23 protein-coding genes are annotated in these 24,750 nt (G+C 73.8%); 7 read left to right on the plus strand and 16 right to left on the minus strand.

Features of this window, described 5'->3' with window-relative positions:
* Nucleotides 1-57: 57 nt before the first annotated feature.
* The 7 genes from ACTMS2_RS04055 to ACTMS2_RS04085 all read right to left on the minus strand — a co-directional run bounded on the left by ACTMS2_RS04055 (nt 58) and on the right by ACTMS2_RS04085 (nt 5,507).
* Nucleotides 58-804 (minus strand): MBL fold metallo-hydrolase, encoded by a 747-nt coding sequence (locus ACTMS2_RS04055; protein ID WP_089001776.1) that lies wholly within the window; start codon nt 802-804, stop codon nt 58-60.
* Nucleotides 805-1,079: 275 nt separating this feature from the next.
* Nucleotides 1,080-2,045 (minus strand): PLP-dependent cysteine synthase family protein, encoded by a 966-nt coding sequence (locus ACTMS2_RS04060; RefSeq protein WP_089001777.1) that lies wholly within the window; start codon nt 2,043-2,045, stop codon nt 1,080-1,082.
* 14 nt (nt 2,046-2,059) lie between these two features.
* Nucleotides 2,060-2,413 (minus strand): MoaD/ThiS family protein, encoded by a 354-nt coding sequence (locus ACTMS2_RS04065; RefSeq protein ID WP_363623871.1) that lies wholly within the window; start codon nt 2,411-2,413, stop codon nt 2,060-2,062.
* A gap of 71 nt (nt 2,414-2,484) precedes the next feature.
* Nucleotides 2,485-2,973, minus strand: coding sequence for a Mov34/MPN/PAD-1 family protein (locus ACTMS2_RS04070; protein WP_089001779.1), 489 nt, complete (start codon nt 2,971-2,973; stop codon nt 2,485-2,487).
* Between the two features lie 53 nt (nt 2,974-3,026).
* The gene (locus ACTMS2_RS04075) at nt 3,027-3,521 is read right to left on the minus strand and encodes a DUF2017 domain-containing protein (RefSeq protein WP_172896708.1); all 495 of its coding nucleotides are present in this window, start codon (nt 3,519-3,521) and stop codon (nt 3,027-3,029) included.
* A 2-nt stretch (nt 3,522-3,523) separates the two neighbouring features.
* Complete coding sequence (gene clpS / locus ACTMS2_RS04080) at nt 3,524-3,814, minus strand: ATP-dependent Clp protease adapter ClpS (RefSeq protein ID WP_101414370.1); 291 nt, start codon at nt 3,812-3,814, stop codon at nt 3,524-3,526.
* A gap of 148 nt (nt 3,815-3,962) precedes the next feature.
* Entirely contained in the window at nt 3,963-5,507 is a 1,545-nt protein-coding gene (locus tag ACTMS2_RS04085; RefSeq protein ID WP_441174167.1) for a hypothetical protein, read from the minus strand.
* A gap of 202 nt (nt 5,508-5,709) precedes the next feature.
* Here ACTMS2_RS04085 and ACTMS2_RS04090 point away from each other — a divergent pair, with 202 nt between their 5' ends.
* From ACTMS2_RS04090 to ACTMS2_RS04105, 4 genes are all read left to right on the plus strand, one after another.
* A complete protein-coding gene (locus ACTMS2_RS04090) occupies nt 5,710-8,385 on the plus strand; it encodes a LuxR C-terminal-related transcriptional regulator (RefSeq protein WP_441174168.1) in 2,676 nt (891 codons plus the stop codon).
* 16 nt (nt 8,386-8,401) lie between these two features.
* Nucleotides 8,402-9,688: a nicotinate phosphoribosyltransferase gene (locus tag ACTMS2_RS04095; protein WP_441174169.1), complete on the plus strand. Its 1,287-nt coding sequence runs from the start codon at nt 8,402-8,404 to the stop codon at nt 9,686-9,688.
* 13 nt (nt 9,689-9,701) lie between these two features.
* Nucleotides 9,702-10,283 (plus strand): isochorismatase family protein, encoded by a 582-nt coding sequence (locus tag ACTMS2_RS04100; protein WP_363898212.1) that lies wholly within the window; start codon nt 9,702-9,704, stop codon nt 10,281-10,283.
* Between the two features lie 65 nt (nt 10,284-10,348).
* Entirely contained in the window at nt 10,349-11,566 is a 1,218-nt protein-coding gene (locus ACTMS2_RS04105; RefSeq protein ID WP_441174171.1) for an MFS transporter, read from the plus strand.
* Between the two features lie 447 nt (nt 11,567-12,013).
* Here the strand turns inward: ACTMS2_RS04105 and ctaD are convergent, their stop codons facing one another.
* The gene (gene ctaD / locus ACTMS2_RS04110) at nt 12,014-13,774 is read right to left on the minus strand and encodes an aa3-type cytochrome oxidase subunit I (protein WP_441174172.1); all 1,761 of its coding nucleotides are present in this window, start codon (nt 13,772-13,774) and stop codon (nt 12,014-12,016) included.
* 156 nt (nt 13,775-13,930) lie between these two features.
* On the minus strand, nt 13,931-15,040 hold the full coding sequence (locus tag ACTMS2_RS04115; protein ID WP_441174173.1) for an FAD-dependent monooxygenase: 1,110 nt from the start codon (nt 15,038-15,040) through the stop codon (nt 13,931-13,933).
* Nucleotides 15,041-15,343: 303 nt separating this feature from the next.
* On the opposite strand from ACTMS2_RS04115, the gene ACTMS2_RS04120 reads away from it, so the two are divergent.
* Nucleotides 15,344-16,486, plus strand: coding sequence for a GH12 family glycosyl hydrolase domain-containing protein (locus ACTMS2_RS04120; protein ID WP_441174174.1), 1,143 nt, complete (start codon nt 15,344-15,346; stop codon nt 16,484-16,486).
* A gap of 166 nt (nt 16,487-16,652) precedes the next feature.
* Here the strand turns inward: ACTMS2_RS04120 and ACTMS2_RS04125 are convergent, their stop codons facing one another.
* The 3 genes from ACTMS2_RS04125 to ACTMS2_RS04135 all read right to left on the minus strand — a co-directional run bounded on the left by ACTMS2_RS04125 (nt 16,653) and on the right by ACTMS2_RS04135 (nt 18,756).
* The gene (locus ACTMS2_RS04125; protein WP_441174175.1) at nt 16,653-17,615 is read right to left on the minus strand and encodes a golvesin C-terminal-like domain-containing protein; all 963 of its coding nucleotides are present in this window, start codon (nt 17,613-17,615) and stop codon (nt 16,653-16,655) included.
* On the minus strand, nt 17,615-17,779 hold the full coding sequence (locus ACTMS2_RS04130) for a hypothetical protein (protein WP_172896572.1): 165 nt from the start codon (nt 17,777-17,779) through the stop codon (nt 17,615-17,617). Before ACTMS2_RS04130 ends, ACTMS2_RS04125 begins: the two co-directional genes overlap by 1 nt.
* Before the next feature lie 188 nt (nt 17,780-17,967).
* On the minus strand, nt 17,968-18,756 hold the full coding sequence (locus ACTMS2_RS04135; RefSeq protein WP_441174176.1) for an aldo/keto reductase: 789 nt from the start codon (nt 18,754-18,756) through the stop codon (nt 17,968-17,970).
* A gap of 95 nt (nt 18,757-18,851) precedes the next feature.
* Here ACTMS2_RS04135 and ACTMS2_RS04140 point away from each other — a divergent pair, with 95 nt between their 5' ends.
* Together ACTMS2_RS04140 and ACTMS2_RS04145 are read left to right on the plus strand one after the other, a co-directional pair.
* Nucleotides 18,852-19,913, plus strand: a complete 1,062-nt coding sequence (locus ACTMS2_RS04140) for a DNA polymerase ligase N-terminal domain-containing protein (protein WP_441174177.1) — start codon at nt 18,852-18,854, stop codon at nt 19,911-19,913.
* Nucleotides 19,914-19,929: 16 nt separating this feature from the next.
* A complete protein-coding gene (locus ACTMS2_RS04145) occupies nt 19,930-21,123 on the plus strand; it encodes a threonine synthase (protein WP_441174178.1) in 1,194 nt (397 codons plus the stop codon).
* A gap of 16 nt (nt 21,124-21,139) precedes the next feature.
* On the opposite strand, the gene ACTMS2_RS04150 is transcribed toward ACTMS2_RS04145, so the two are convergent.
* The 4 genes from ACTMS2_RS04150 to ACTMS2_RS04165 all read right to left on the minus strand — a co-directional run bounded on the left by ACTMS2_RS04150 (nt 21,140) and on the right by ACTMS2_RS04165 (nt 24,738).
* Nucleotides 21,140-22,936, minus strand: coding sequence for a glycoside hydrolase family 15 protein (locus ACTMS2_RS04150; protein ID WP_441174179.1), 1,797 nt, complete (start codon nt 22,934-22,936; stop codon nt 21,140-21,142).
* A 53-nt stretch (nt 22,937-22,989) separates the two neighbouring features.
* Nucleotides 22,990-23,382 (minus strand): cupin domain-containing protein, encoded by a 393-nt coding sequence (locus tag ACTMS2_RS04155; protein WP_441174180.1) that lies wholly within the window; start codon nt 23,380-23,382, stop codon nt 22,990-22,992.
* Nucleotides 23,383-23,670: 288 nt separating this feature from the next.
* The gene (locus ACTMS2_RS04160) at nt 23,671-24,078 is read right to left on the minus strand and encodes a hypothetical protein (protein WP_441174181.1); all 408 of its coding nucleotides are present in this window, start codon (nt 24,076-24,078) and stop codon (nt 23,671-23,673) included.
* A gap of 189 nt (nt 24,079-24,267) precedes the next feature.
* Nucleotides 24,268-24,738 (minus strand): septum formation initiator, encoded by a 471-nt coding sequence (locus tag ACTMS2_RS04165; protein WP_441174182.1) that lies wholly within the window; start codon nt 24,736-24,738, stop codon nt 24,268-24,270.
* Nucleotides 24,739-24,750: the final 12 nt, after the last annotated feature.

Consider the following 24,750-nt stretch of genomic DNA (forward strand, 5'->3'; position numbering starts at 1 on the left):
CTATGCGGTGCCCCGAGCGGTGCGCCCCGGGGTGTCCCGCCCCGGCGCGGCGGCCGGTCAGATCTCGTAGCTGGCGCCGGGCCGGACCACCTCGAGCGGCCCGTCGAAGGCGGCGCCGGCCGACTCCACGGTGTGTGCCTCGCTGCCCCAGGCGGCCACCAGGTGGGTGAGCAGCAGCCGGCCCACCCCGGCCTTGGTCGCCGCCTCGCCGGCCTCCCGGCCGGTCAGGTGCAGGTCCGGCGGGTTCTCCACGCCGTCGAGGTAGCTCGCCTCGCAGAGGAACGTGTCGGCGTCCTGGGCCAGCCGGAGCAGCGCGTCGCAGGGCGCGGTGTCCGAGGAGTAGCAGAGCACCCGGCCGTCGTGCTCCAAACGGACGCCGTACGTCTCGACGGGGTGGTTGACCCGGTCGACGGTGACGGCGAAGGGGCCGATCGGGAAGGTGCCGGGTTCGAGGGCGTAGAACTGGTAGACGTCCTCGACCGTGCTGTCCTCCTGCCCGTAGACGGCCGCCAACCGGTCCGGCGCGCCCGACGGGGCGTAGACCGGTAGCGGCGGGCAGGGGCCGTCGGGGGCGTAGCGGCGCACCACCACGTACGAGGCGGCGTCGAGGATGTGGTCGCAGTGCAGGTGGGTGAGGACGATGGCGTCGGGGGCGTGCAGACCGGCGTAGCGCTGGAGGTTGGACAGCGACCCGGAGCCGAAGTCGACCAGCAGCCGGAAGCCGTCCGCCTCGACGAGGTAGGCCGAGCAGGGGGACTCGGGACCGGGGAAACTGCCCGCGCAGCCGAGGACGGTCAGTCGCATCGAGTCATCTCACTGTCACGCTGTGTAGTCTTCGCGTCGACGGTCCCGCCGTGGATGATCTCTACCGACGCGTACGCCACGCAGGGCAGCCTACGCGCGCCCGCGCGGCGACAAGAGTCATCCACTGGAAGTTGTCATCAACGTGACACCCCGCCGCACCGTCGGCGTGACGAGACGCCGTCCGGCGGTAGCGCTGGGTGAGTGGACCGGCCGGGCCACGAGCCCCGACGCGTGGCCGGGCCACCGACGGATGTCGGCGGCCCGGCCACGGGACGTCAGGCCCAGAGCTGGCCCTCCAGGGCGTCCTCCGCGTCGGCGAGGGTGCCGCCGTAGGCCCCGGTGGAGAGGTACTTCCAGCCGCCGTCGGCGACCACGAAGGCCACGTCGGCCCGCTGCCCGGCGCGGACGGCCTCGTGCGCCACCGCCAGGGCGGCGTGCAGGATCGCGCCCGTGGAGAACCCGGCGAAGATGCCCTCCACCTCGACGAGCTGCCGGGTCCGCAGCACCGCGTCGCGGGTGCCGACGGAGAAGCGCCGGGACAGCACCGACGCGTCGTAGAGCTCCGGGACGTAGCCCTCGTCGATGTTGCGCAGCCCGTAGACCAGCTCGCCGTAGCGCGGCTCCGCCGCGACGACCTGGATGCCGTCGACCTTCTCCCGCAGGTAGCGCCCCGTGCCCATCAGCGTCCCGGTGGTGCCGAGACCCGCCACGAAGTGCGTGATCGTGGGCAGGTCGTGCAGCAGCTCGGGGCCGGTGGTCTCGTAGTGCGCCCGGGCGTTGGCGTCGTTGCCGTACTGGTAGAGCATGACCCAGTCGGGGTGCTCGGCCGAGATCTGCTTGGCGGTGGCCACCGCCTGGTTGGAGCCGCCGGCCGCCGGCGAAAAGATGATCTCCGCGCCGTACATCCGGAGCAGCTGCACCCGCTCGGTCGAGACGTTCTCCGGCATCACGCAGACCAGCCGGTAGCCGCGCAGCTTGGCCACCATCGCCAGCGAGATGCCGGTGTTGCCGCTGGTCGGTTCGAGGATGGTGTCGCCCGGCCGCAGCCGGCCCGCCTCCTCGGCCGCCCGCACCATGAACAGGGCCGCCCGGTCCTTGATGCTGCCGGTCGGGTTCCGGTCCTCCAGCTTCGCCCAGAGCCGCACCGGCGGCGCCCCGTCGGGCACCGTCGGGGAGAGCCGGGGCAGCCCGACCAGGGGCGTGCCCCCGCAGGCGTCGAGCAGGCTGTCGTACCGCGCCATGGCGACCGCCGCCGTCAGCGGACGGTGACGGCCGACCGCGCGGCCACCGCGGCGCCGTGCTGGGCGATCGCGGCGGCCGCGGCGAACCCGAACGCGCCACCGGCGACCGCCGGCAGGATGGTCACGCTGTCGCCGTCGTTGAGCTTGGCGTCCAGCGCGCCCAGGAAGCGGACGTCCTCGTCGTTGACGTAGACGTTGACGAAGCGGTGCAGCGCACCGGCGTCGGTGACCAGCCGGGCCCGCAGGCCGGCGTGCCGGGAGTCCAGGTCGGCGAGCAGGTCGGCCAGCGTGTCGCCGGCTCCCTCGACGACCTTCGCGCCGCCGGTGTAGCTGCGCAGGATGGTGGGGATGCGAACCTCGATGGCCATGGTGTCGTGCTCCTTGACGATGGTCGGGCGTGCCGGAAGGTGACGGGACGGACGGGTGGGACGGCGCTGGATCAGCGGCCGGAACACTCGTAGTCGACCGTCGCCGGGCTCTGCCCGAACATGTAGGACTGCACGGCGTGCGGGTCCACCCCCGCCTCCACGATCCGGACCGGCTCCTCGGTCACCACGCCGTCGACGATCCGGAAGGAGCGGATCTCCTCCGAGTCGGGGTCGCGGGTGGAGACCAGCAGGTAGTGCGCGCCGGGCTCACCGGCGAAGGAGATGTCCGTCCGGGACGGGTACGCCTCCGTGGCGGTGTGCGAGTGGTAGATGACGACGGGCTCCTCGTCCCGGTCGTCCATCTCGCGCCACACCCGCAACTGCTCCATCGAGTCGAACTCGTAGAACGTCATGGAACGGGCGGCGTTGTCCATCGGGATGTGCCGGGCGGGGGTGTCGCTGCCGGCGGGACCGGCGACCACGCCACAGGCCTCGTCGGGGTGGTCCCGACGAGCGTGGGCGACGATCGCCTCGACGATCGACCGGTCGATGCTCAGCACGTGCTCCAGCCTAACGCGTACCTGCCGCGACCTTAAGGTGGCGACGGTCACGACTAGTCGATCAGGGCGTTGAGCAGGGATTCCTGGAGATAACCGAGGTACGCGTAGACCGACAGTTGGAACACCCGGCTGGAGGTCGGATCCTCCGCGACCGCGTCGTCGAGCTCCTCGCCGAGGTCGGTGCCGTCCTTGATCTCCAGCCGGACGCCCATCGCCAGCCGGGCGTCGTTGAGCGCCCGCAGCCACGCCTCGGCCGCCTCCGCGTCGAGGCGCACCTCGCCGCCGGCCGAGTCGGGCAGCGAGGCGAGGATCGCCCCCGCCTGGTCGATCTTGGCGGTCTTCAGGTCGCCCTCGGTGTAGCGGCGGAACTCGGCGGTGCCGGACGCGTCGTCCGGGTAGACCTCGGGGAAGAGCCGGCCCACCACCGGATCGGTGTGGTCGAAGCCGTCGGTGAGCAGCCCCACCACCTCGGATGCCACCTTGCGCAGCACCCGCACCTCGTCGACGGCGAAGGTGGCGACGTAACGGTCGCCCTGGCGACGGAACATGCTCACGACCGGTCCACCGTCGCCCACAGCCCGTACGCGTGCAGCTGCGACGCGTCGTGCTCCATCCGCTCCCGGGCGCCGCTGGAGACCACGGCGCGGCCCTTGTGGTGCACGTCGAGCATCAACTCTTCCGCCTTCTCCCGGCTGTAGCCGAAGAGCTTCTGAAAGACCCAGGTCACGTACGTCATGAGGTTGACCGGGTCGTCCCACACGATCGTCACCCACGGCCGATCGGACGCCGGCACCTCGTCGGTGTCCGGCGTTTCGACAGGTGCAACCTGCGGAGCCGCCATGCCCCCCATCGTGCCACCGGATTCGGCGAACCGAGGAACCGGAACGCCGGGTCGGCGTGGATCACCGCGTCCGGCCTGGTCAGGGGCGTCGGCGGCAGCGAGCGGCGGCCTCGGCCCGGTGCCGACGCCGCGAGCGGGCGGGCCGCCCTCAGGCGAGCAGGATGCCGTGGTCGACAGCATCGGAGAGCACCCCGTCCAGGGAGAGGCGGACCACCTCGAACCGCCGGGACACCTCCCGGGACAGCTCGAGTTCGACCTCCCGCAGCGCGCGCTGCGCCCACGCGCGGGCGGCGTTGGAGTCGCGGTTGCCGGGGCTGCGCCAGTGCTGCCAGCAGCCGCCGGAGAGGGCCACGGCCACCGGCGGGAGCACCTCCACGCGCTCCACGCCGGGGTGGCTCGCCAGCGCGTCGGCCGCCCCGGCGCCGGTCAGCCCCGCCACGCCGCCGGTGCTGGTGACCAGCAGCACCCGGTCCAGCTCGTGCTCGCCCCGGTGGTCCGTCAGGGCCCAGCGCATCGGGGCGTACAGGCGCCGACGGACGCCCACCGGCAGCGGCGCGCCGAAGACCCGGCCGGCCGCCTCGTCGATGAGTCTCCGCACCGCCTCGTCGCACTGGGCGGTCGCCAGCAGCGACAGCGCCTCCATCTCCCGGTCGAGCAGCTGCGGCAGGCCGGCGCAGCCGACCCCGAAGACGATCTCCTGGACCACGCGGAGGTGGATGTTCGCCAACTCCAGGGCGAGGTGCTGGCGGATGCGCCGGGAGGAGGAGCGGGCCTGCCGGTCGAGCTGCTCCGACCAGTCGCCCGGCTCGGCCACCACCGGCACCCGGCCGTGCGAACCGGGGAGCACCGGCGGTTCGGCGCTCGCGCGCCGCAGCCCCTCGTCGGCGGCCCAGCCGACCAGGGCCCGGCGCAGGTCCGCCCCGTCGTCCGCCGCCGCCAGCGGGAACCAGCGGGCGTCGGCGAGCCCGGGGACGGCGGCCAGCAGGGCCGCCCGGTGCGCCTCGACGGTGACCGCGACGGAATCCACCGGCGTGGTGGCCGACCCGACGGACACCCCCGTGTCCTCCGTCGTCGCCGCGTCCTCTCCCACCGGGGCCCAGCCGCCCGCGCCCGGGGTCACCGCGAAGACGACCTCGACCCCGGCGCGGGCCAGGTCGGCGAGCAGGTGCAGCTCGACGGCGGCGAAGGCCTGGTCGGCGGCGATCACGAAGAGCACCGCCCCGGACCGGACCGCCGCGTCGAGCAGTAGTTGGCCGCCGGCCACCCCGAGCGACCCGGTGTCGGGCGTGTCGACGAGGCTGAAGTGCCGCAGCAGGGGCTCGGGCAGGCTCAGCTCGACCCGGCGCGGCGGGCGCGCGAGCGCCGGCCCGGCGGCCAACCGGTCGGCCCCGTAGGAGTGGGGCTGGCGGTAGCCGGGCACGTAGGCGGCCCGCGTCGGCACCCGGGAGTGACGCACCACGAGCCAGCTGCCGGCCGGCACGGCGAGCATGGCGGGATCGAGCCGGAGCAGGCGGGCGAGCACCTCGGGCCGCCCCGCGCCGGCCGGGCCGACGCCGATCACGGCCAGCGGCTCCTCCGGCCGGGGTTCGGTCGCCCCCAGCCGGACGGGCAGTCGCTCCCGACGGGGCAGCTCGGCCGCCGCGGCGACGTCGCCGTCGGGCACTCCGACGGCGGGGAGAGGGCCGGGCTTCATCGAAAGCGGCCTCCCGTGGCAGGCGACCGGCAGCGGCCGGCCGCGTGGAAACGTCCGGTGAGGGCACCCGGATGCCGGAAGAGTACGGGCGACCGGGCCCCCGAACCGAACACTTCGAATACTCAGGGGTAACCACGAGGCTACTCAACTTCGGTGCGTGACGAAGTGCACGCGGACGGATTCCGGTCGATATGCTGCCCCGATGAGTCGGTGGGGTTTCGTCGGCCGTACGGATGAGCTCAACCGTCTGCTGTCGGCGGTGACCGGCGCGGAGGGGCGGGGCCTCTTCTTCTGCGGCAGCGCGGGCATCGGCAAGAGCCGGCTGCTGCGCGAGGGGGTGGCGGCCCTGCCGCGCGACGGGTACGCCGTCTGGTCGATCGCGGCCAGCGCCACCACCGCCGCGCTCCCCTTCGGCGGTCTCGTCCAGGTGCTCCCCACCGAGCAGCCGCACGGCCTCTCCCCCGCCGGCATCCTGCGCTGGGCGGTGGACGTGCTGCAACAGCAGGCCGCCGGCCGTCGCATCGTGCTCGCCGTCGACGACGCGCACCTGCTCGACCCGCCGTCCGCGGCGCTGGTGCACCTGGTCGCGCGGGCCGACAACGCCACGGTCATCGGCACCTCGCGCGACGGCGAGCAGCTCCCGCTGCCGATCCGGGCCCTGTGGACCGACGGCCTGGTCGACCACGTCGAGCTGAAGCCGCTGCCGCCGGCCCAGACCACCCGGCTGCTCTCCGAGATCCTGCGGGGACCGGTCGACGCCACCTCCGCCGACCGGCTCGGCCGGCTCTCCGAGGGCAACCCGCTGCTGCTGCGCGAACTGGTGTTCGCCGCCGACCGCGGTGAGTTGACCCGCACGTACGGGATCTGGAAGTGGACCGGCCGGCTGGAGCTGGCGCCCAACCTGACCGACCTGATCGACATCCGGATCGGCCAGCTCACCCCGGGCGTACGCGGGGTGGTGGAGCTGGTCGCCTTCGGCGAGCCGCTCGGGCTGCACCTGCTCAACCAGGCCGCCGACCCGGTGGACGTGGAGACCGCCGAGGAGCGCGGGCTCATCGCCGTGGAGCACGACGACCGGCGGGCCAACGTGCGGCTGGCCCACCCGCTCTACGGCGAGGTGATGCGCCGCCGCTGCCCGGTGAGCCGGACACGGCGGTTGCAGGCCCGCCTCGCCGAGCTGCTGGAGCTCGCCGGCAAGCGACGCCGCGACGACCTGCTCCGGGTGGCCGTCTGGCGGCTCGACTCGGGCACCGCGCAGGATCCGGCCCTGCTGCTCGACGCGGCCGGGCAGGCGTTCGCCCGCTACGACGTACCGCTGGCGACCCGGCTGGCCCGCGCGGCGCTCGACGCGGGCGGCGGCTTCGACGCGGCGGAGCTGCTGGCCACCATCCTGATGTTCGGCGACCGCCCGGACGAGGCGATCGAGGTGCTGGACGCGGTCGCCACCGACATCGAGGGCGACCGGCGGCTCAGCCGCTGGCTGACCGTGCGGGGCATGGTCAGCTACTGGGGGCTGAGCCGGGAGTCCACGGTGGAGGAGATCGCGGCCCGCCGGTCGACCCTCGCCGACTCCGCCGACCAGGCGCGGGTGCTGGCCTTCGAGGGCATCATGCGGCTGCACCGGCTGGACACCGGCATCGCGCTGCGGCTCGGGCAGACGGTGCTGGACCGGCCGGCCGCGAGCGTGGCGGCCCGGGAGCTGGCCCGCAGCACGATCGCCCACCTCCAGGCCGCGCAGGGGCAGCTGCACCGCAGCGCCACCGCGATCAACAAGGTGCAGGCCGAGGCGGGCCGGTGGCGGGGAGACATGCCGTACCTGCAACTGGCCCTGGAGCTGGCCCGGGGCACCCGGCTGGCACTCGCCGGCGACCTGGCCGGCATCGACGCCATCGTGGCCGACGAGTTCGCCGACCTGGCCGGCGCCGGCGACTTCCGGCTCGGCACCGGCTACCTCGCCATCCTCCAGGCGTACGCGGCCCGGCTGCGCGGCCAGAGCGACACGGCGCTGCGCACCAGCCTCGGCGCCTGCGCGGTGCTCGCCACCAGCCGGGTCTACGCGGGCCTGGCCCAGGCCGAGCGCGCCCAGGCGGCGGCGCTGCGAGGCGACGCCGCGCAGGCGGCGGAGGCCATGGCGGAGGCCGACCGCACCCACGCCCCCGGCATGGTCGTGCTCTACCCGTGGCTGGAGCAGGCCCGCGGCGCCGTGCTCGCCGCCGGTGGCGACGTGTCCGGCGCCGTCAAGCACCTGACCGGGCTGGCCGACCGGCTGCGCGCGGACGGCCTCGCCGGCCACGAGGTGCACGTGCTGCACGACCTGGTCCGGCTGGGCCAGGCGGCCGCGCCGCTCGGGCCGACCTGCTCCGACGGCAGCCGGCGCACCGTCGCGCAGCGGCTCGCCGAGCTCTCCGAACGGGTCGACGGGGTGCTGCCGCCGCTGCTCGCCCGGCACGCCCGGGCCGCCGTGGGCGGCTCCGCCGACGAGCTGCTGGCGGTCGCCGACGGCTTCGACGCCCTGGACCTGGCCGTCTACGCGGTGGAGGCCACCGCCGCCGCCCTGGACCGGCTGCGCCGGCAGCGGTCCCCGGCGGCGGCCCCGGCCCGCGAACGCCTCGCGGCCCTGCTCGGCCGCTGCGACCTGATCCGTACCCCGGCGTTGCGGGCCGGCTGCCCGGCGCTGAGCGAACGCGAGTGGCAGGTGGCGCGCCTCGCCGCCGACGGGGTGACCAGCCGGGCCATCGCCGAGCGGCTATTCCTCTCCGCCCGCACGGTGGAGAACCACCTCCAGCGCATCTACGGCAAGCTCGGCGTCGCCGGGCGGGCGGAGCTACGGGCCGCCCTCCAGGCGATCCCGGGCCACGAGGGCGGCGAGAGCGGGTGAACCCTAGGCTGGGGAGGTGAGCACCCTTCGCCCCGCGCTGCTGACCGACCACTACGAGCTGACCATGGTCAGTGCCGCCCTGCGCGACGGCACCGCCGACCGCCGCTGCGTCTTCGAGGTGTTCAGCCGCCGGCTGCCCGCCGGCCGGCGCTACGGCGTGGTCGCCGGCACCGGGCGGCTGATCGAGCTGATCCGCGACTTCCGCTTCGACGCCGACGAGGTCGACTTCCTGCGGCGTACCGGGGTGGTCGACGAGCGGGCCGCCGCCTGGCTGCGCGACTACCGCTTCACCGGCGACGTCGAGGGCTACGCCGAGGGCGAGCTGTTCTTCCCCAGTTCGCCGATCCTCACCGTCTCCGGCGGCTTCGCCGAGTGCGTGGTGCTGGAGACGCTCATCCTCTCGGTGCTCAACCACGACAGCGCCGTCGCCGCCGCCGCCGCTCGGATGGTGACCGCGGCGCGCGGCCGGACCCTGATCGAGATGGGTTCCCGGCGCGCGCACGAGGAGGCGGCGGTGGCCGCGGCGCGGGCCGCGTACCTGGCCGGGTTCCGGTTCACCTCCAACCTCGCCGCCGGGCGGCGCTACGGCATCCCGACCGCCGGCACGGCCGCGCACGCGTTCACGCTGCTGCACTCCGACGAGCGGGCCGCGTTCGCCTCGCAGGTCGCCACGCTGGGCAAGGACACCACGCTGCTGGTCGACACGTACGACATCAGCCAGGGCATCCGCAACGCGATCGCGGTGGCCGGGCCGGACCTGCGGGCCGTGCGGATCGACTCGGGTGACCTGGCGGTGATCGCCCAGCAGTCCCGCGAGCTGCTCGACTCGCTGGGCGCCACCGAAACCAAGATCATCGTCTCCGGCGACCTCGACGAGCACGCCATCGCCTCGCTCGCCGCCGAGCCGGTCGACATGTACGGCGCGGGCACCGCCGTCGTCACCGGCTCCGGCGCCCCCACCGCCGGGCTGGTCTACAAGCTCGTCGAGGTCGAGGGCCGCCCGGTGGTCAAGCGCTCCGAGCACAAGGCCACCATCGGCGGGCGCAAGGTGGCCGTACGCCGGCACAAGCCGACCGGCACCGCCACCGAGGAGATCGTCGTACCCCAGGGCGTGCCCGACCCCCGACCCAACGACCGGTTGCTCCAGCACTCGTTCCTGGCCGGCGGCGAGCCCGTCGAGCGCCCGACGCTCGACGAGTCCCGGGAACACCTGCGCCAGTGCCTGATCTCCATCCCCTGGGAAGGGCTGAAGCTCTCCGCCGGCGACCCGGCCATCCCGGTCACGGTCGTCCCGGCCGACTGAAAGGAGCACCACGGTGAGCAACGCGCTGATCGTCGTGGACGTGCAGAACGACTTCTGCGAGGGCGGCTCGCTGGCCGTCGGCGGCGGGGCGGGCGTGGCGGCCGGGATCACCCGGCTGCTCGCCGCCGAACCGGGCCGCTGGGACCACGTGGTCGCGACGAAGGACTACCACGTCGACCCGGGGGCCCACTTCGGCGACCCGCCGGACTTCGTGGACTCCTGGCCGCGGCACTGCGTGGTGGGCACCCCCGGCTCGGAGTTCCACCCCGACCTGGCCACCGACCGGATCGAGGCGATCTTCCACAAGGGCGAGCACGCCGCCGCGTACTCGGGCTTCGAGGGGCACGCCGACGACGGCGAGTGCCTGGCCGACTGGCTGCGCCGGCACGGGGTGGACCGGGTCGACGTGGTGGGCATCGCCACGGACCACTGCGTACGCGCCACCGCCCTGGACGCGGCCCGCGAGGGTTTCGCCACCACCGTGCTGCTGGACCTGACCGCCGGGGTCGCCCCGGACACCACCGACGTGGCGCTGCGCGCGATGGAGGGGGCCGGGGTCACCATGCGCGGTGCGCCTGTGATCAGGGCCGCATGAGGCGGTAATTCACTGGCGGGTGTCGTACCTCCGGCCGAGGATGTCCGGCGGAGGTACGCACCGACATGAACCTGAAGCCTTACCGGGAGGCGCTCGCCCTGCCCGGTCTCCGGTCGTTGCTGCTGGTGTCGGTGCTCGCCCGCGTCCCGCTCACCGCCACCGGGGTGACCCTGACGTTCTACGTCGTGCTCGATCTCGGGCGCGGCTACGGTGCGGCCGGGCTCGTCGGCGCGGCGATCACCGTGGGCGCCGCCGTCGGCGGCCCGCTGCTCGGCCGCCTGGTGGACCGGCGCGGCCTGCGGCCGGTGCTCGTACTGACCGCGATCGCCGAGGCCGTCTTCTGGTCTACCGCGCCGATGCTGCCGTACCCGGTGCTGCTGCCCGCCGCGTTCCTGGCCGGTTCGCTCGCCCTGCCGATCTTCTCCGTGATCCGGCAGTCCATCGCCGCGCTGGTGCCGCCGGAGCGGCGCCGCCCCGCGTACGCGCTGGACTCGATGTCGGTGGAGCTGTCGTTCATGGTGGGTCCCGCGCTGGCCGTGGCGGCGGTCACCGCGATCTCCGCGCGCACCACGCTCTACCTGGTCGGCGCCGGCATCGTCGCCGCCGGGGTCGCGTTCTGGGTGCTGAACCCGCCCGTCCGGGGCGGGGGCGAGCCGGCCGGGCCGCAGCCACGGGTGCCCCGCCGGTCGTGGCTCACCCCGCGCCTGCTCGCCGTGCTGGCGGTGAGCGCCGCCGGCATGCTCGTGCTCGGTGGCACCGACGTGGCCGTGGTCGCCGTGCTGCGGGAGAGCGGCGACGTGGGGTGGACGGGCGCCGTCCTCGCCGTCTGGGCCGTCGCCTCGCTGGCCGGCGGCTTCGCGTACGGGGCGGTCACCCGCTCCTTCCCGCCGCTGGCCCTGATGGCCGCGCTCAGCCTCTGCACCATCCCGGTCGGGCTGGGCGGGGCGCACTGGTGGCTGCTCTGCCTGGCGCTGATCCCCGCCGGGGCGCTCTGCGCACCCACCATCGCGGCCACCTCGGACGCGGTCAGTCGGCTGGTTCCCGCCTCCGTACGCGGCGAGGCGATGGGCCTGCACGGCTCGGCGGTCACGGTCGGCATGGCGGTGGGCGCGCCCCTCGCGGGCGCCGTCATCGACGCCTCCGCGCCGGCCTGGGGCTTCGCGGTCACCGGGGCGGTCGGCGCGCTGGTGGCGCTGGTGGTGCTCCCGATCGAGCTGCGCCGCCGCCGCACCGCCGCCGCCCGCACGCCCGCCCCCGAACTCGCCCCGGCCCCCGCCGCCTGACCCGGCGCCCGGCCCCTGCCGCCTGACCTGGCCGGTGTCGGTGATCACGTTCATCGGCGGGCGCCCCGGCCCAGCACCCCGGCCCCCGCCGGCTGACCCGCGCCCGAGCCCAGCCGCCCGGGCCCGGCGACCCTTGAGTCGACACGCAGGTGCCCGGCGCGACGCATGGCGTCACGGCTCCGTCAGCCGGAACGCCACCAGGACTGCGATCAGACCCGACCACCTCTGAAGCACTTCGCAGGCGTTCGGGACGCTGACCCGGGGGTGGCGTGCGGGAGTTCCACGGTCAGCCTGCGGGAAAGGGCGGTGCCGGGCGAGGCGGCGCCGGGCTGGACGGTGCCGGGCATGCGCCGTCAGCGCCATGGTTGCCGCTGTGCGTACCTCTCGGCCACGCGAACGGGCGCCACCCCGGGTGGGGGTGGCGCCCGTCGTGCGCGGTGCGGAGCGTCAGCGCCGGTCGGCGTCGCTCGCGGTGTCCTCGCGGTAGCTGGCGCCACCGTCGGACTCGCTGGTCAGTGGCTTCGCGCCGCCCTCCGGCGGGCCGGCCAGGCTCTGGCCGCCGGCGGCCAGCTCCGGGAACTTGAGGTCGAACGCCGGCCGCTCGGAGCGGATCCGCGGCATCCGGTCGAAGTTGCGCAGCGGCGGCGGGGAGGTGGTCGCCCACTCCAGCGAGTTGCCGTGACCCCACGGGTCGTCGACCTCGACCACCGGGCCGGCCTTGTACGACTTCCAGCAGTTCCAGATGAACGGCAGGGTCGAGATGCCGGTGATGAAGGCGCCGATCGTGGAGATCATGTTCAGCGTGGTGAAGCCGTCACCGGGCAGGTAGTCGGCGTACCGGCGCGGCATGCCCTCGTTGCCCAGCCAGTGCTGCACCAGGAACGTGGTGTGGAAGCCGATCATGGTCAGCCAGAAGTGCACCTTGCCCAGCCGCTCGTCGAGCATCCGGCCGAACATCTTCGGGAACCAGAAGTAGATGCCGGCGAAGACGGCGAACACGATCGTGCCGAAGAGCACGTAGTGGAAGTGGGCCACCACGAAGTACGAGTCGTGCAGGTGGAAGTCGAGCGGCGGGCTGGCCAGCAGCACACCGGTCAGACCACCGAAGAGGAAGGTGACCAGGAAGCCGATCGAGAAGAGCATCGGCGTCTCGAAACTGATCTGGCCGCGCCACATCGTGCCGATCCAGTTGAAGAACTTCATACCGGTCGGCACGGCGATCAGGTAGCTCAGGAAGCTGAAGAACGGCAGCAGCACCTGGCCGGTGGCGAACATGTGGTGCGCCCAGACGCTCATCGACAGGCCGGCGATGGCGATGGTCGCGGCGACCAGGCCCTTGTAGCCGAAGATCGGCTTGCGGGAGAAGACCGGGATGATCTCGGAGATGATGCCGAAGAACGGCAGCGCGATGATGTACACCTCGGGGTGGCCGAAGAACCAGAAGAGGTGCTGGTAGAGCATCGGCCCGCCGGTCGCCGGGTCGTAGACGTGGGCGCCCAGCAGGCGGTCGGCGGCCAGCGCCATCAGCGCGGCGGCCAGCAGCGGGAAGACCAGGATCACCAGGAGGGCGGTGACCAGGATGTTCCAGGTGAAGATCGGCATCCGGAACATCGTCATGCCGGGCGCGCGCAGGGTCAGGATCGTGGTGATCAGGTTGACCGCGCCGAGGATCGAGCCCAGGCCGGAGATGACCAGGCCGACGACCCACAGGTTCGCGCCCACGCCGGGCGCGTGCTCGACGGAACTCAGCGGCGCGTAGGCGGTCCAGCCGAAGTCGGCGGCCCCGCCCGGGGTGAGGAAGCCGACCATCGTCATCGAGCCGCCGAGCAGGAACAGCCAGTAGGCGAAGCTGTTCAGCCGGGGGAACGCCACGTCGGGGGCGCCGATCTGCAGCGGCACCACGTAGTTCGCGAAGGCGAACACGATCGGCGTCGCGAAGAACAGCAGCATGATCGTGCCGTGCATGGTGAACAGCTGGTTGTACTGCTCGGGCGACAGGAACTGCAGCCCGGGTCGGGCCAGCTCGGCCCGCATGATCAGGGCCATCAGGCCGCCGATCATGAAGAACACGAACGCGGTGACCATGTACATGATCCCGATCTGCTTCGCGTCCGTGGTACGCAGCAGCCGCGCGATGGCCGACCCCTTGACCGGCGCTCGGACCGGCCAGGGCCGGGTCACGACCGGCTTGGGTGCGACGGTGGTCACGAGTGGCCTCCGGTTCTGGGTTGTCCCGCTCGGCACGCGCTGGTTATCTGCGGGCCGTCATCCGCAAGGAGGATAGTCCCCGGCAGGTGGCTGCGCCGCGTGGGGTGGTCGGGTAGCCTGCCGCGCCCCGCCGCGGAGGGCTGCCGGTCGCCGGCGTCACAGCGGGCCGAGCAGCAGCCGGTAGTGCTCGGCGAAGATGCGTGCGCCGCGTCCGCGCAGCAACGGATCGCGCAGCGCCGGCGGCACGTCCCGGGTCCGGTTGCGGTCCCGGGTCCGGTCCCGCACCCAGCGCGTACGGGGGCGACGACGACTCTCGTACGCCGCCAGTGCCGACTCCACGTCGCTCCCGGTCGCCCGGAGGGACTCGGCGAGCACCACGGCGTCCTCCAACGCCATCGCCGCGCCCTGCGAGAGCGTCGGCGCGGTGGCGTGCGCGGCGTCCCCGACGAGCAGCACCCGCCCCCGGGACCAGCACCCCAGCTCCACCTCCTCGGTGACGCCGACGTGCACCCGGTCCAGCACCTCCAGCACGGCGGGCACCGGTCCGCCGTAGCCGCCGAACAGCTCGCGCAGCCGGGCCGCCGGGTCGGCCGGCACGGTGGTGCCGGCCTCGTCGGCGTAGCAGTGCAGCCGCCCGGCGCCGAGGGGCACGACCAGGAAGCCGGCGCGCTGACCGAGCAGCGCGGTCCACTCGGCCACCGGCGGTCCGTCGCGCACCACGCAGCGGTAGACGACCTGACCGGCGGGCCGGGGTGGGCCGCCGAGCGCGGCCAGGGCCCGGATCGAGGAGCGCGGGCCGTCGGCGCCGACGACGAGGTCGTACTCGGCGGCGGTGCCGTCGACGAAGGTGACGCCGACGGAGCGCGGCAGCAGGTCGAGGGTGCGCACCTCGGCGCCGTGCCGGACGGCGCCGCCCGCGCCACTGAGCAGCACCCGGTGCAGTTCCGCCCGGGGCAGCGCCCGGCACTCGCCGACGCCGGACCAGAGTGCGTCGAGGTCCACCTCGCACAGCGGCACCCCGGCGGCGTCGAGGAACCGCTGCCGGTGGATGACGCGCCCGAGCGGGCGGACGGGCCCGTCGAGGTCGAGCCGGCACAGCGCCCGGGCCGCGTTGCCGGGCAGGTAGAGACCGGTCTCGGCGTTCTCGCCCGGGGGCAGCCTCTCGGTGACGTCGGGCCGGAAGCCCGCCATCCGCAGCGCCCGGGCCACGGCCAGGCCGGCGATGCCCGCGCCGACGACGAGGATGCGCAGGGGAGAGCCACCCATGGTGGTGTACGCCTCCGGAGGGGTTCGGCACGCGTTGGAGGCAAGACACTACTCGGCGCAATCGGCACACACCAGAGCCAATCGTCCCAGCGGAAACATTCCTCGGCGGCGCTCCCCGCTGCTTCGAAGGACCACCTGCCCGCCGACCGGATCGGCCGTGACAAACCTCACTTACCTCCCCAATACCCCAGCCCCGTTGCGCGGGGGTTTCAGAGGTGTAAATGTGTCGAAGGAATGTGGGAGCGCTCCCGCACCCACCGGCCGACTCCGTCCGGCGTCCCGCGCCGAAGCCGAAGGAGCATCATGAAACGTCCACTCCGGGCCCTCGCGGCGGCCGCGCTGCTCGCCACCGGCTCGATCGTCGCCGTGGCCCTCGGCGGCACCGCCAGCGCCGACACCCAGATCTGCGAGCAGTACGGCTCCACGACCATCCAGGGCCGCTACGTGGTGCAGAACAACCGCTGGGGCACCACCGCCCAGCAGTGCATCAACGTCACCGACAGCGGCTTCGAGATCACCACCCAGAACGGCAGCAACCCGACCAACGGCGCGCCGACCGCGTACCCGTCGGTCTTCCTCGGCTGCCACTACACCAACTGCTCCCCCGGCACCAACCTGCCGATCCAGGTCAGCCAGATCAGCAGCGCCACGAGCAACATCTCCTACCGGTACGTCAGCAACGCCGTCTACAACGCCTCGTACGACATCTGGCTGGACCCCTCGCCCAAGCGGGACGGGGTGAACCAGATGGAGATCATGATCTGGCTGAACCGGCAGGGCCCGATCCAGCCCATCGGCTCCCCGGTCGGCACCGCCACCATCGACGGCCGCAGCTGGGAGGTCTGGCGCGGCAGCAACGGCTCCAACAACGTCATCTCGTACCTGGCGCCGTCGGCGATCAGCAGCGCGAACCTCAACCTGCTGGCGTTCATCAACGACACCCGCAACCGGGGCGCGATCACCAACTCCTGGTACCTGACCAGCATCCAGGCCGGCTTCGAGCCGTGGCAGGGCGGGGCCGGCCTCGCCGTGACCTCGTTCTCCGCGGCGGTCAACGGCGGGGGCAACCCGCCGCCCACGACCGCGCCGCCCACCACGCCCCCGCCGAGCACTCCCCCGCCCGGCGGCAACGGGTGCGCCGTGAAGTACACGCCGAACTCCTGGAACAACGGGTTCACCGCCGACGTGCAGATCACCAACACCGGGTCCAACGCGATCAACGGCTGGACGCTGAACTACAACCTGCCCGCCGGGCAGCAGGTCACCAGCGCGTGGAACGCCACGGTGAGCCAGAGCGGCTCGGCGGTCACCGCGCGCAACATCAGCTGGAACGGCTCGCTCGCCCCGGGCGGCACGGCCAGCTTCGGCTACCAGGGCACGCTGAGCGGCCAGTACTCGTCGCCGACGAGCTTCAGCCTCAACGGGGTGCCCTGCTCCCGGTCCTGACCGGGACGCCCTACGGAACGCCGACGCGGGGGCAGTGCGCCCCCGCGTCACCGGTCCCCGGCGCCGCCGCGACCCGGGTCCCCCAGGGGCCGCCGCGTACGGCCGGAGACACGACGTCCGCCAGGCCACCCCCGGGCCTGGCGGACGTCGCGTGGGGCCGGCCGGCTCAGACCCGGGTGAGCCGGACGGCGTCGGCGATGATGAGCCCCGGGGCCGAGCTCCACCGGCTGACCGCGACCCGGTTGGCGTCCCCGGCCGGCAGCGTGAAGGTGCCGAGGCTGCGCCACTGTCCACCGGTGACCCGCTGATCGACGATGATCGTCCGGTTTCCGGTCGTGGTGGACACGATGTACGGGGTGGCGGAGTTGTAGCCGCTGACCGCCGGCCACCAGGCGTCGACCCGGTAGTTCGCGGTCGCCGGGACGTTGAACTTGTACCAGGCGGCGTCGCTGGCGGCGACCGGGTCCGCGAAGCGGTAGTCGGTGCCGTAGCGCTGGGCCGAGTACGACGAGGTGCCCCAGTTGGCGCTGGCGGTGAAGCGTCCGGCGGTGGAGTTGTCCACCACGGCGCTCCAGGTGCTGCCGCCCGCCATCTTCGCGGCCACGTCCGCGCGCATCGAGTTCAGGTCGATGAAGGACGGGTCGATCTTGCCCGTGGTGCTCGTCTCGCGGTGGCCCCGGGCGTAGCTGGCGTCCTTGCCCAGCCGCTTGAGCACGGCGGCCGTGGCGGCGATCGACGCGTTGTACTGCGCCGCCGTCATCTCCTGGTTGACCCCGTTGTAGTCGATCTCCCAGCCGATCATCAGCGTGTTGCCGTCGCCGGCGGGGATCGGCCCGCTGCCCCGGCTGACGCCCGCGTGGTTGCAGCGCCCGGCGGAGATGACGTGGAAGACGCCGTGGTAGTCGACCAGCGCCTGGCACAGCGGCCCGGGCAGGTCGGAGCGGCCGTTGATGCAGATGTTGAGCGCCGGGTGCGGGTTGCTGGCGCTGGAGGTGGCGGCGGTGTGGTGCCAGAGCACGCCGATCGGGTCGAACGAGCCGGGACGCATGCGGTTGACCCAGTCGCCGTGGGTGACGACCTGGACGCCCGCCCCCCGCAGGACGTCCACCAGCCAGGGAATTGTGGCCATCAGGACTCCCCGAGCAGGTCGGCGAGGCACTCGGCCTTCGGAGCGGCGAGCGGCGCGGCGCTCGCCGCGGCGGGCTTGGCGGCTACGGCCACCGCGGTGGCCACCAGGGCCGACATGCCCAGCACCCCACGTCGGGGGAGACGGGCGGGTCGTGACGCGTTCATGGCGCTCCTTCAGACAAGGGCGGAGGGGTTCCGACTCATCGATGAACTGGTGACGCGCACGGTATATCGTCACGAGCATCTATGTCGATACCCTTCATCGCCCCTATTCAGGCTGAAGGAATTTGGCGAATCCGGTCCGGGTCCGGCACCCGGACCGGGCCACCGTCACAGTGGCCGGAAGGGGTCCGTCAGGGGTTGCCGAGCGCGTCGATGTCGCGCATCTCCTCGGCGGTCAGCGAGAAGCCGAAGACGTCGGCGTTGACGCGGATCCGCTCCGGGGTCACCGACTTGGGGATGACCACGATCTCGTGGTCGATGTGCCAGCGCAGCACCACCTGGGCCGGGGAGACGTCGTGCGCGGCGGCGACGCGGGTCAGCACCGGCTCGGCGAGGTCGCTGGTCTTGAACGGGCTGTAGCCCTCCAGCACCACCCCCCGGTCCCGGTGCTCCCGGTGCCGCTGGCGGTCGTACAACGAGGGGCTCCACCGGATCTGGTTGACGGCCGGGTTCTCCTCGGTCGCCTGGATCAGCTCGTCGAGCTGGCCCGTGGCGTAGTTGCTCACCCCGACGGCGCGCGCGAGCCCCTCGTCCCGGGCGGCCAGCATCTCCCGCCACACGGGGATGTTGTCCGCGGGGTTCGCCGGCGGCCAGTGCACCAGCCACAGGTCGACCTGGTCGACGCCGAGCGCGGCCAGGCTCGCCTCGATCGTCTCCCGCTCCCGCCCCACCCGGTCCGGCGGCAGCTTCGTGGTGAGAAAGAGGTCCTCGCGGCGCAGCCCGCTCTCCCGGACCGCCCGGCCGACCTCCTCCTCGTTGCCGTACATCGTGGCGGTGTCGACGTGCCGGTAGCCGGCGTCGAGCGCGGCGAGCACCGCGTCGTACCCGGCCTGGCCGGTGGCCTGCCAGGTGCCGAAGCCCAGCAGGGGCATCCGCACCTCGCCGGGGAGCGTGACGGTGGGCTGGTCGTCGTGGTCCATGCCCCGGGTCTTACCCGGGCTGACCTACCCCATGCCCGCCGAACCGGACACGCGGGCGGCCGGCGGGTCGGCGCGGATTGCCGGAGAATGCGGGTGTGGCTGACCCGCTGGAGGAGTACCGGCGCAGACGGGACGCGGCGCGCACCCCGGAGCCGGTGCCGAAGCGGCCCCCGCGACGCGGGCGGCCCGCCGACGGTACGGCCCGCTTCGTCATCCAGCAGCACCACGCCCGGAGCCTGCACTGGGACCTGCGGCTGGAACACGAGGGGGTGCTGGCCTCCTGGGCGGTGCCCCGCGGGCTGCCCCGCGACACCGGCCGCAACCACCTCGCGGTGCACACCGAGGACCACCCGATGGAATACCTCGACTTCCACGGCGAGATCCCGGCCGGCGAGTACGGCGGCGGGCGGATGACCGTGCACGACCGGGGCACCTACCGCTGCGAGAAGTGGCGCGACGACGAGGTCGTCGTGGTGCTCGACGGCGAGCGCACCTCCGGGCGGTACGTCCTCTTCGCCACCGGCGGCAAGGGTGGGCGGGACTGGATGGTGCGCCGTACCGACCCGTCCCCGGAGGGCTGGACGAGCATGCCGGAGCTGCTCCGCCCGATGCGCCCCACCCGGGCGGCGAAGCTGCCGGCGGACGAGGCGCAGTGGGGCTACGAGCTGCGCTGGGACGGGGTGCGCGCGGTCGCGTACGTCTCGGGCGGGCGGCTGCGGCTGCTCGCGGAGGACGACGAGGACGTCTCCGGCGCGTACCCCTGGCTGCGGGAGCTGGCCGAGGAGCTGGCGCCCACGGAGGTCGTGCTGGACGGCGTCCTGGTCCGCATCGACACCGCCGGCCGGGTGCGGCCGGCGCGCGGCGGACGCCGGACCCCCGACGCCCAGTACCTGATCTTCGATCTGCTCTGGATGGAGGGCGTGACCAGCCTCGACCTGCCGTACGCGCAGCGCCGGGAGCTGCTCGACGCCCTGGCGCTCGCCGGCGGGCACTGGCAGACTCCGCCGTGGTTCCCGGGTGCCGGCCGGGAGGCGCTGCGGACCGGCCGGGAGCAGGGGCTGCCCGGCGTGGTGGCGAAGCGCCTGGACTCGGTCTACGAGCCGGGCCGGCGCAGCCGGCGCTGGTTGAGCATCGACGCGAGCCGAGACCCGAGCTGAGACGGCGAGGAGCATCGTGTACCTGACGCACCTTGAGTGCCCGCGCTGCGGGCGGGAGCACGACGCCGGCAAGCTGGCCAACCTCTGCGACTGCGGCTCCCCGCTGCTGGCGCGCTACGACCTGGCGGCGGTGGCGAAGGTGCTCACCCCGGAGCGGTTCCCGCTGCGCCCGGCAGACCTGTGGCGCTACCGGGAGCTGCTGCCGGTGGCCGACCCCCGGCACGAGACCACGCTGGGCGAGGGCTGGACGCCGCTGCTGCGCACCCCGAACTACGGCGCGGAGATCGGCATCGCGGACCTGATGGTCAAGGACGAGGGGTTGACCCCGACCGGGTCCTTCAAGGCGCGGGGCGCGGCGGTCGGTGTCAGCCGGGCCCGTGAGCTGGGCGTGCGGCGCATCGCCATGCCCACCAACGGCAACGCGGGCGCGGCCTGGGCCACCTACGCCGCGCGGGCCGGGCTGGGCGCGACCATCGTCATGCCGCTGGACGCCCCCACCATCTGCCGCCGCGAGTGCGTGGCCGCCGGGGCCGACCTGCGGCTGGTCGACGGGCTGATCAGCGATGCGGGCCGGCTGGTCGCGGGGCTGGTCGCCGACTCCGGCGGCGCGATCTTCGACGCCGGCACGCTGCGGGAGCCGTACCGGCTCGAGGGCAAGAAGACGATGGGGTACGAGATCGTCGAGCAGCTCGGCTGGCAGGCGCCGGACGTGATCATCTATCCCACCGGCGGCGGGGTCGGCCTGATCGGCATCCAGAAGGCGCTGCACGAGCTGCGCGAGCTGGGCTGGATCGAGGACAAGCTGCCCCGCCTGGTCGCGGTGCAGTCGACGGGGTGCGCGCCGATCGTGCGCGCCTTCGCCGCCGGGGAGCGGCGGGCCCGGCCCTGGGCCGACGCGCACACCGTCGCGTTCGGCATCACCGTGCCGGCCCCGCTCGGCGACGAGCTGATCCTCGACGCGCTGCGCGCCAGCGCCGGCACCGCGATCGCCGTGGACGACGCCGAGATCCTCGCCGACCTGCGGGACTTCGCCGCCCGCGAGGGCCTGCTGCTCTGCCCGGAGGGGGCCGCCTGCCTGACCGCCGCCCGCCACCTGCGCGCCGGCGGCTGGATCCGGGCCGGCGAACGCGTGGTGGTGCTCAACACCGGGGCGGGCGTGAAGTACCCGGAGACGGTGGACGTCAGCGACGTACCGGTGCTGCCCGCCTGACGCGCCGACCCCGCCGTCACTCGGTGCCGGGGTCGGTCAGCCGCCAGGCCGCACTGACCAGGCCGATGTGCGACAGCGCCTGCGGGGTGTTGCCGAGCTGCGCGCCGGAGCGCGGGTCGATCTGCTCGCTGAACAGCCCGACGTCGTTGGCGTGCCCCAGCAGCCGCGCGAAGAGCGCCTCGGCCCGGTCCCGCTCACCGGCCATCGCCAGGTACTCCACCAGCCAGAACGAGCAGGGCAGGAACCCCGCCGGGTCGGTCTCCCAACGGCGGAGGAGACCGTTGCCGGCGCCCAGTTCGCGCTCGACCGCCTCGACGGTGGCGCGCATCCGCGCGTCGGTCGCCGGCAGGAACCCCACCAGCGGCAGCAGCAGCACGGAGGCGTCCAGGTTCGGCGAGCCGAACACGCCGCCGAACGCGCCGGTCCGCTCGTGCCAGCCGTCGCGCAGCACGACGGCCCGGATCTCGTCGCGGATCGCCGCCCAGCGTCGGGGGTCGGCCCGGTCGCCGAGGCGGGGCGCGAGCGTCACCGCCCGGTCCAGCGCCACCCAGCAGAACACCTTCGACGTCAGGTAGTGCCGGTCGGCGTCGCGGGTCTCCCAGATGCCCCGGTCGGGCAGGTGCCAGGTCGCGGCCACCTGCTCGGTCAGGCCGAGCACCATCTCGCGCAGTTCCATGTCGAACGCCTCGCCCAGGTGGTCGCGCAGCTGCCAGACCGCCGAGATCACCTCGCCCGGCACGTCGAGCTGGCGCTGCCGCCAGGCGTCGTTGCCGATTCGCACCGGCAGGCTGCCGCCGTAGCCGCGCAGGTGGGCGCACTCGTACTCGGAGACGTCCCGCTCCCCCTCCAGGCCGAAGAGCACCGGCACGGGCTCGGGGCCGACCCGGCCGATCGAGCGGGCCGCCCAGGCGAAGAGCCGGGACGCCTCGGCGGGGCAGGCCGCCACCCAGAGGGCGCGCAGGGTCATCGCGAAGTCGCGCAGCCAGGAGTAGCGGTAGTCGTAGTTGCGGTCGCCGCCGACGCGTTCCGGCAGCGACGTCGTCGGGGCGGCGGCCACCGCGCCGCTGCGGGCGTACGTGAGGCCGGTGAGCACGGTCGCGCTGTGCCGGACCTGCTCGGGGTAGCGGCCGTCGTAGTGGTGCGACTCCCGGTACGCCTGCCAGGCCTGCACCGTCTCGGCGAGCGCGACCGCCGGCTCCAGCCGGACCGGCGCCGACCCGTACGCCTGCCCGTACGCGGCGTCGAGGCCGACCACCTGCCCGGCGGCGACCTCGAACTCCTGCCGGACCCGGTCGGCGTCGACGTGCGGCGGGATCCCGCCGGTGCGCAGGGTCAGCACCACCGGGCCGGCCGCGGCCAGCACCGCGCCGTCGGGCTGCTCGTGCAGGTACGGGGTGAGCAGGCCGTACTCCGGGCGGGGACGGAAGTCGAGCGACATCCGCACCCGCCCGGTCAGTCCCTCGACGACCCGCAGCAGCACGGCCGGGGAGTTCATCCCCAGTTGGTGCCCGCGGGCGCCGAACTCGGCGGCGAGCGCGTCGGTGACCGCGACGCTCCCCTCCGGCGTGTGGTGCACCGTGCGCAGCACCAGCGTGTCGGCCACGTACGCCCGCTCCGCCCGGTGTCCGGGCAGCCCGGCGGCGGTGGGTGCCAACCGCCAGTGGCCGGCGTCCGGGTCGAGCAGGCGGCCGAAGACCGACGGGGAGTCGAACCGGTCCGGGCACCACCAGTCGATCGAACCGTCCCGACCGACCAGGGCGCCCGACCGGCAGTCGGAGAGGAACCCGTAGTCGGAGATCGCCAACTGCTCCACCCGCTGCGGTTACCCGGTTCCGGCCGGCTCAGGCGGCGCGGGCGAGCGGACGGTCAGGAGGTGGGCGGCTCGTCCTCGCCGGCGGCCTCCGCCGCGTCGGCCTCCTCCTTGGTGCGGTGCACCGCCTGGTCGGCGTGCTCGGGCGGGCCGTAGACGGTGTAGAGCACCAGCGGGTTGGGGCCGGTGTTGACGAAGTTGTGCTTCGTGCCGGCCGGCACCACCACCAGGTCGCCCTGCACGACCTCGCGCTTCTCCCCCGCCACCCGGGCCTCGCCCGTACCGCTGACGAAGGTCAGGATCTGGTCGATTCCCTCGTGGACCTCCTCGCCGATCTCACCACCCGGCGGGATCGTCATGATCACCAGCTGGGTCTGCTCACCGGTCCACAGCACCCGCCGGAAATCCGGACTCTTCTCGGCGACGGTCGCGATCGTGAAATGCTCCATGCCCACGCCCATACCCGCTCAGGCCCGGCACCACGCCGGGACTCGCAGATGATGGAATTCGCCACTCGTCGGGGGTTTCGATCCCGGACGGAGGGGGATCGAGGAAGTAGCCGGTGCACGGTGGCCGGTCGAGCCAGGTCCCCGCCGGCGTACCGCCGTACGGCTGCGATGGTGGGAGACGGCCAGAGCGCGGCGACGTTCGATCCCCGGGATCCGGACGGCGCCGCGCGCTCGTGTCCGGGCCCCGGGCCCGGCGGGACCTGTGCCGCCGGGGCCGGCCCGGGCGCGTCAGGCCAACACCGCCAGGTGGAACGGCCGGTCGGCCGGGCGGCCGTCGTCGGCGAAGGTGGAGACGAAGACGGCGTTCGGAATGCCGGTCCGCCCGGCGACCACGATCTTTCCGCAGGGCGCGACGCCCGTGCTGCCGGGCAGGCCGACGGTGCCGACGTAGCCGGCGGCCGTGACGTCCTGGTCGAACACCACCTGGTACACCCCGGTCGCCAGCCGGCTCGCGGTGGCCACGCCCAGCCCGCGCGCCAGGCCGCCGCTGGCGTGCACCACCGCGAAGAGGACCCGTGCGGTCGCGGGCAGACCGACACCGGCGCAGGTGGTGGTCTCCGCGTCTGCCCGGGCCGCGTCGTCGTCCCTCGGCACGGGCTGCGCCGCCGGCGCGCGCCGAGGTCTGAAGCTGGACATCTCGGTCCTCCCTCGTGGCCCGTGATCGGGGCGGCGATGAGGCAGTTGTGGTGGCTGAGGGGGATCAGCAGCGATCGGCACCCTTTGTGGTCGAACGTATGCCGCCGCAGCGGCCCGCAACCACCGCGACGGGTGTCCGATCACGGACAGTCGCGCCGCGCACACCCCCGTTGACCTGCGGCGGAACGCTCAGTCGTCGTCCTCGGCCGACACCGGCTCCGCGCCCACGCAGCGCACCTTCAGCTCGAACTCGCCGGACGGGCCGGTGAAGGTCACCTCCACGTCGTCGTCCGGCCCCGGCTCCGCGTCCGAGATCCGGTAGCCCGGCACGGGCGTCCAGGAGACCAGCCGCGCCCCGCCCGGCCCGCACTCGGCCACCGCGCTGCCACCCGTCGTCGCGAAGGCCCGACGCGTTCCCGCCGGGGACGAGCCGCCCGCCACCGGCGACGACGGCCCGCCGGTGCCGGTCGCCGCCGGCGCGGATCCGCCCGGTGCCGCGGGGGAGGCCAGGGCGCGCTCGACCTCCTCCTGGCTGAGCACCCCGCCCGGGGTGCCGGCGATGCTCTCGCCCACCCACCGGATCGCGGCCACCCCGATCAGGGTGGCGACGGCGGCGGTGGCCAGCCACCCGGCGACGGCGAGGAACGAACGGCGGCGCATCCTCCGAGTCTC

It is taken from the genome of Micromonospora sp. SD12 (assembly GCF_052068495.1).
GTDB lineage: Bacteria > Actinomycetota > Actinomycetes > Mycobacteriales > Micromonosporaceae > Micromonospora > Micromonospora echinofusca.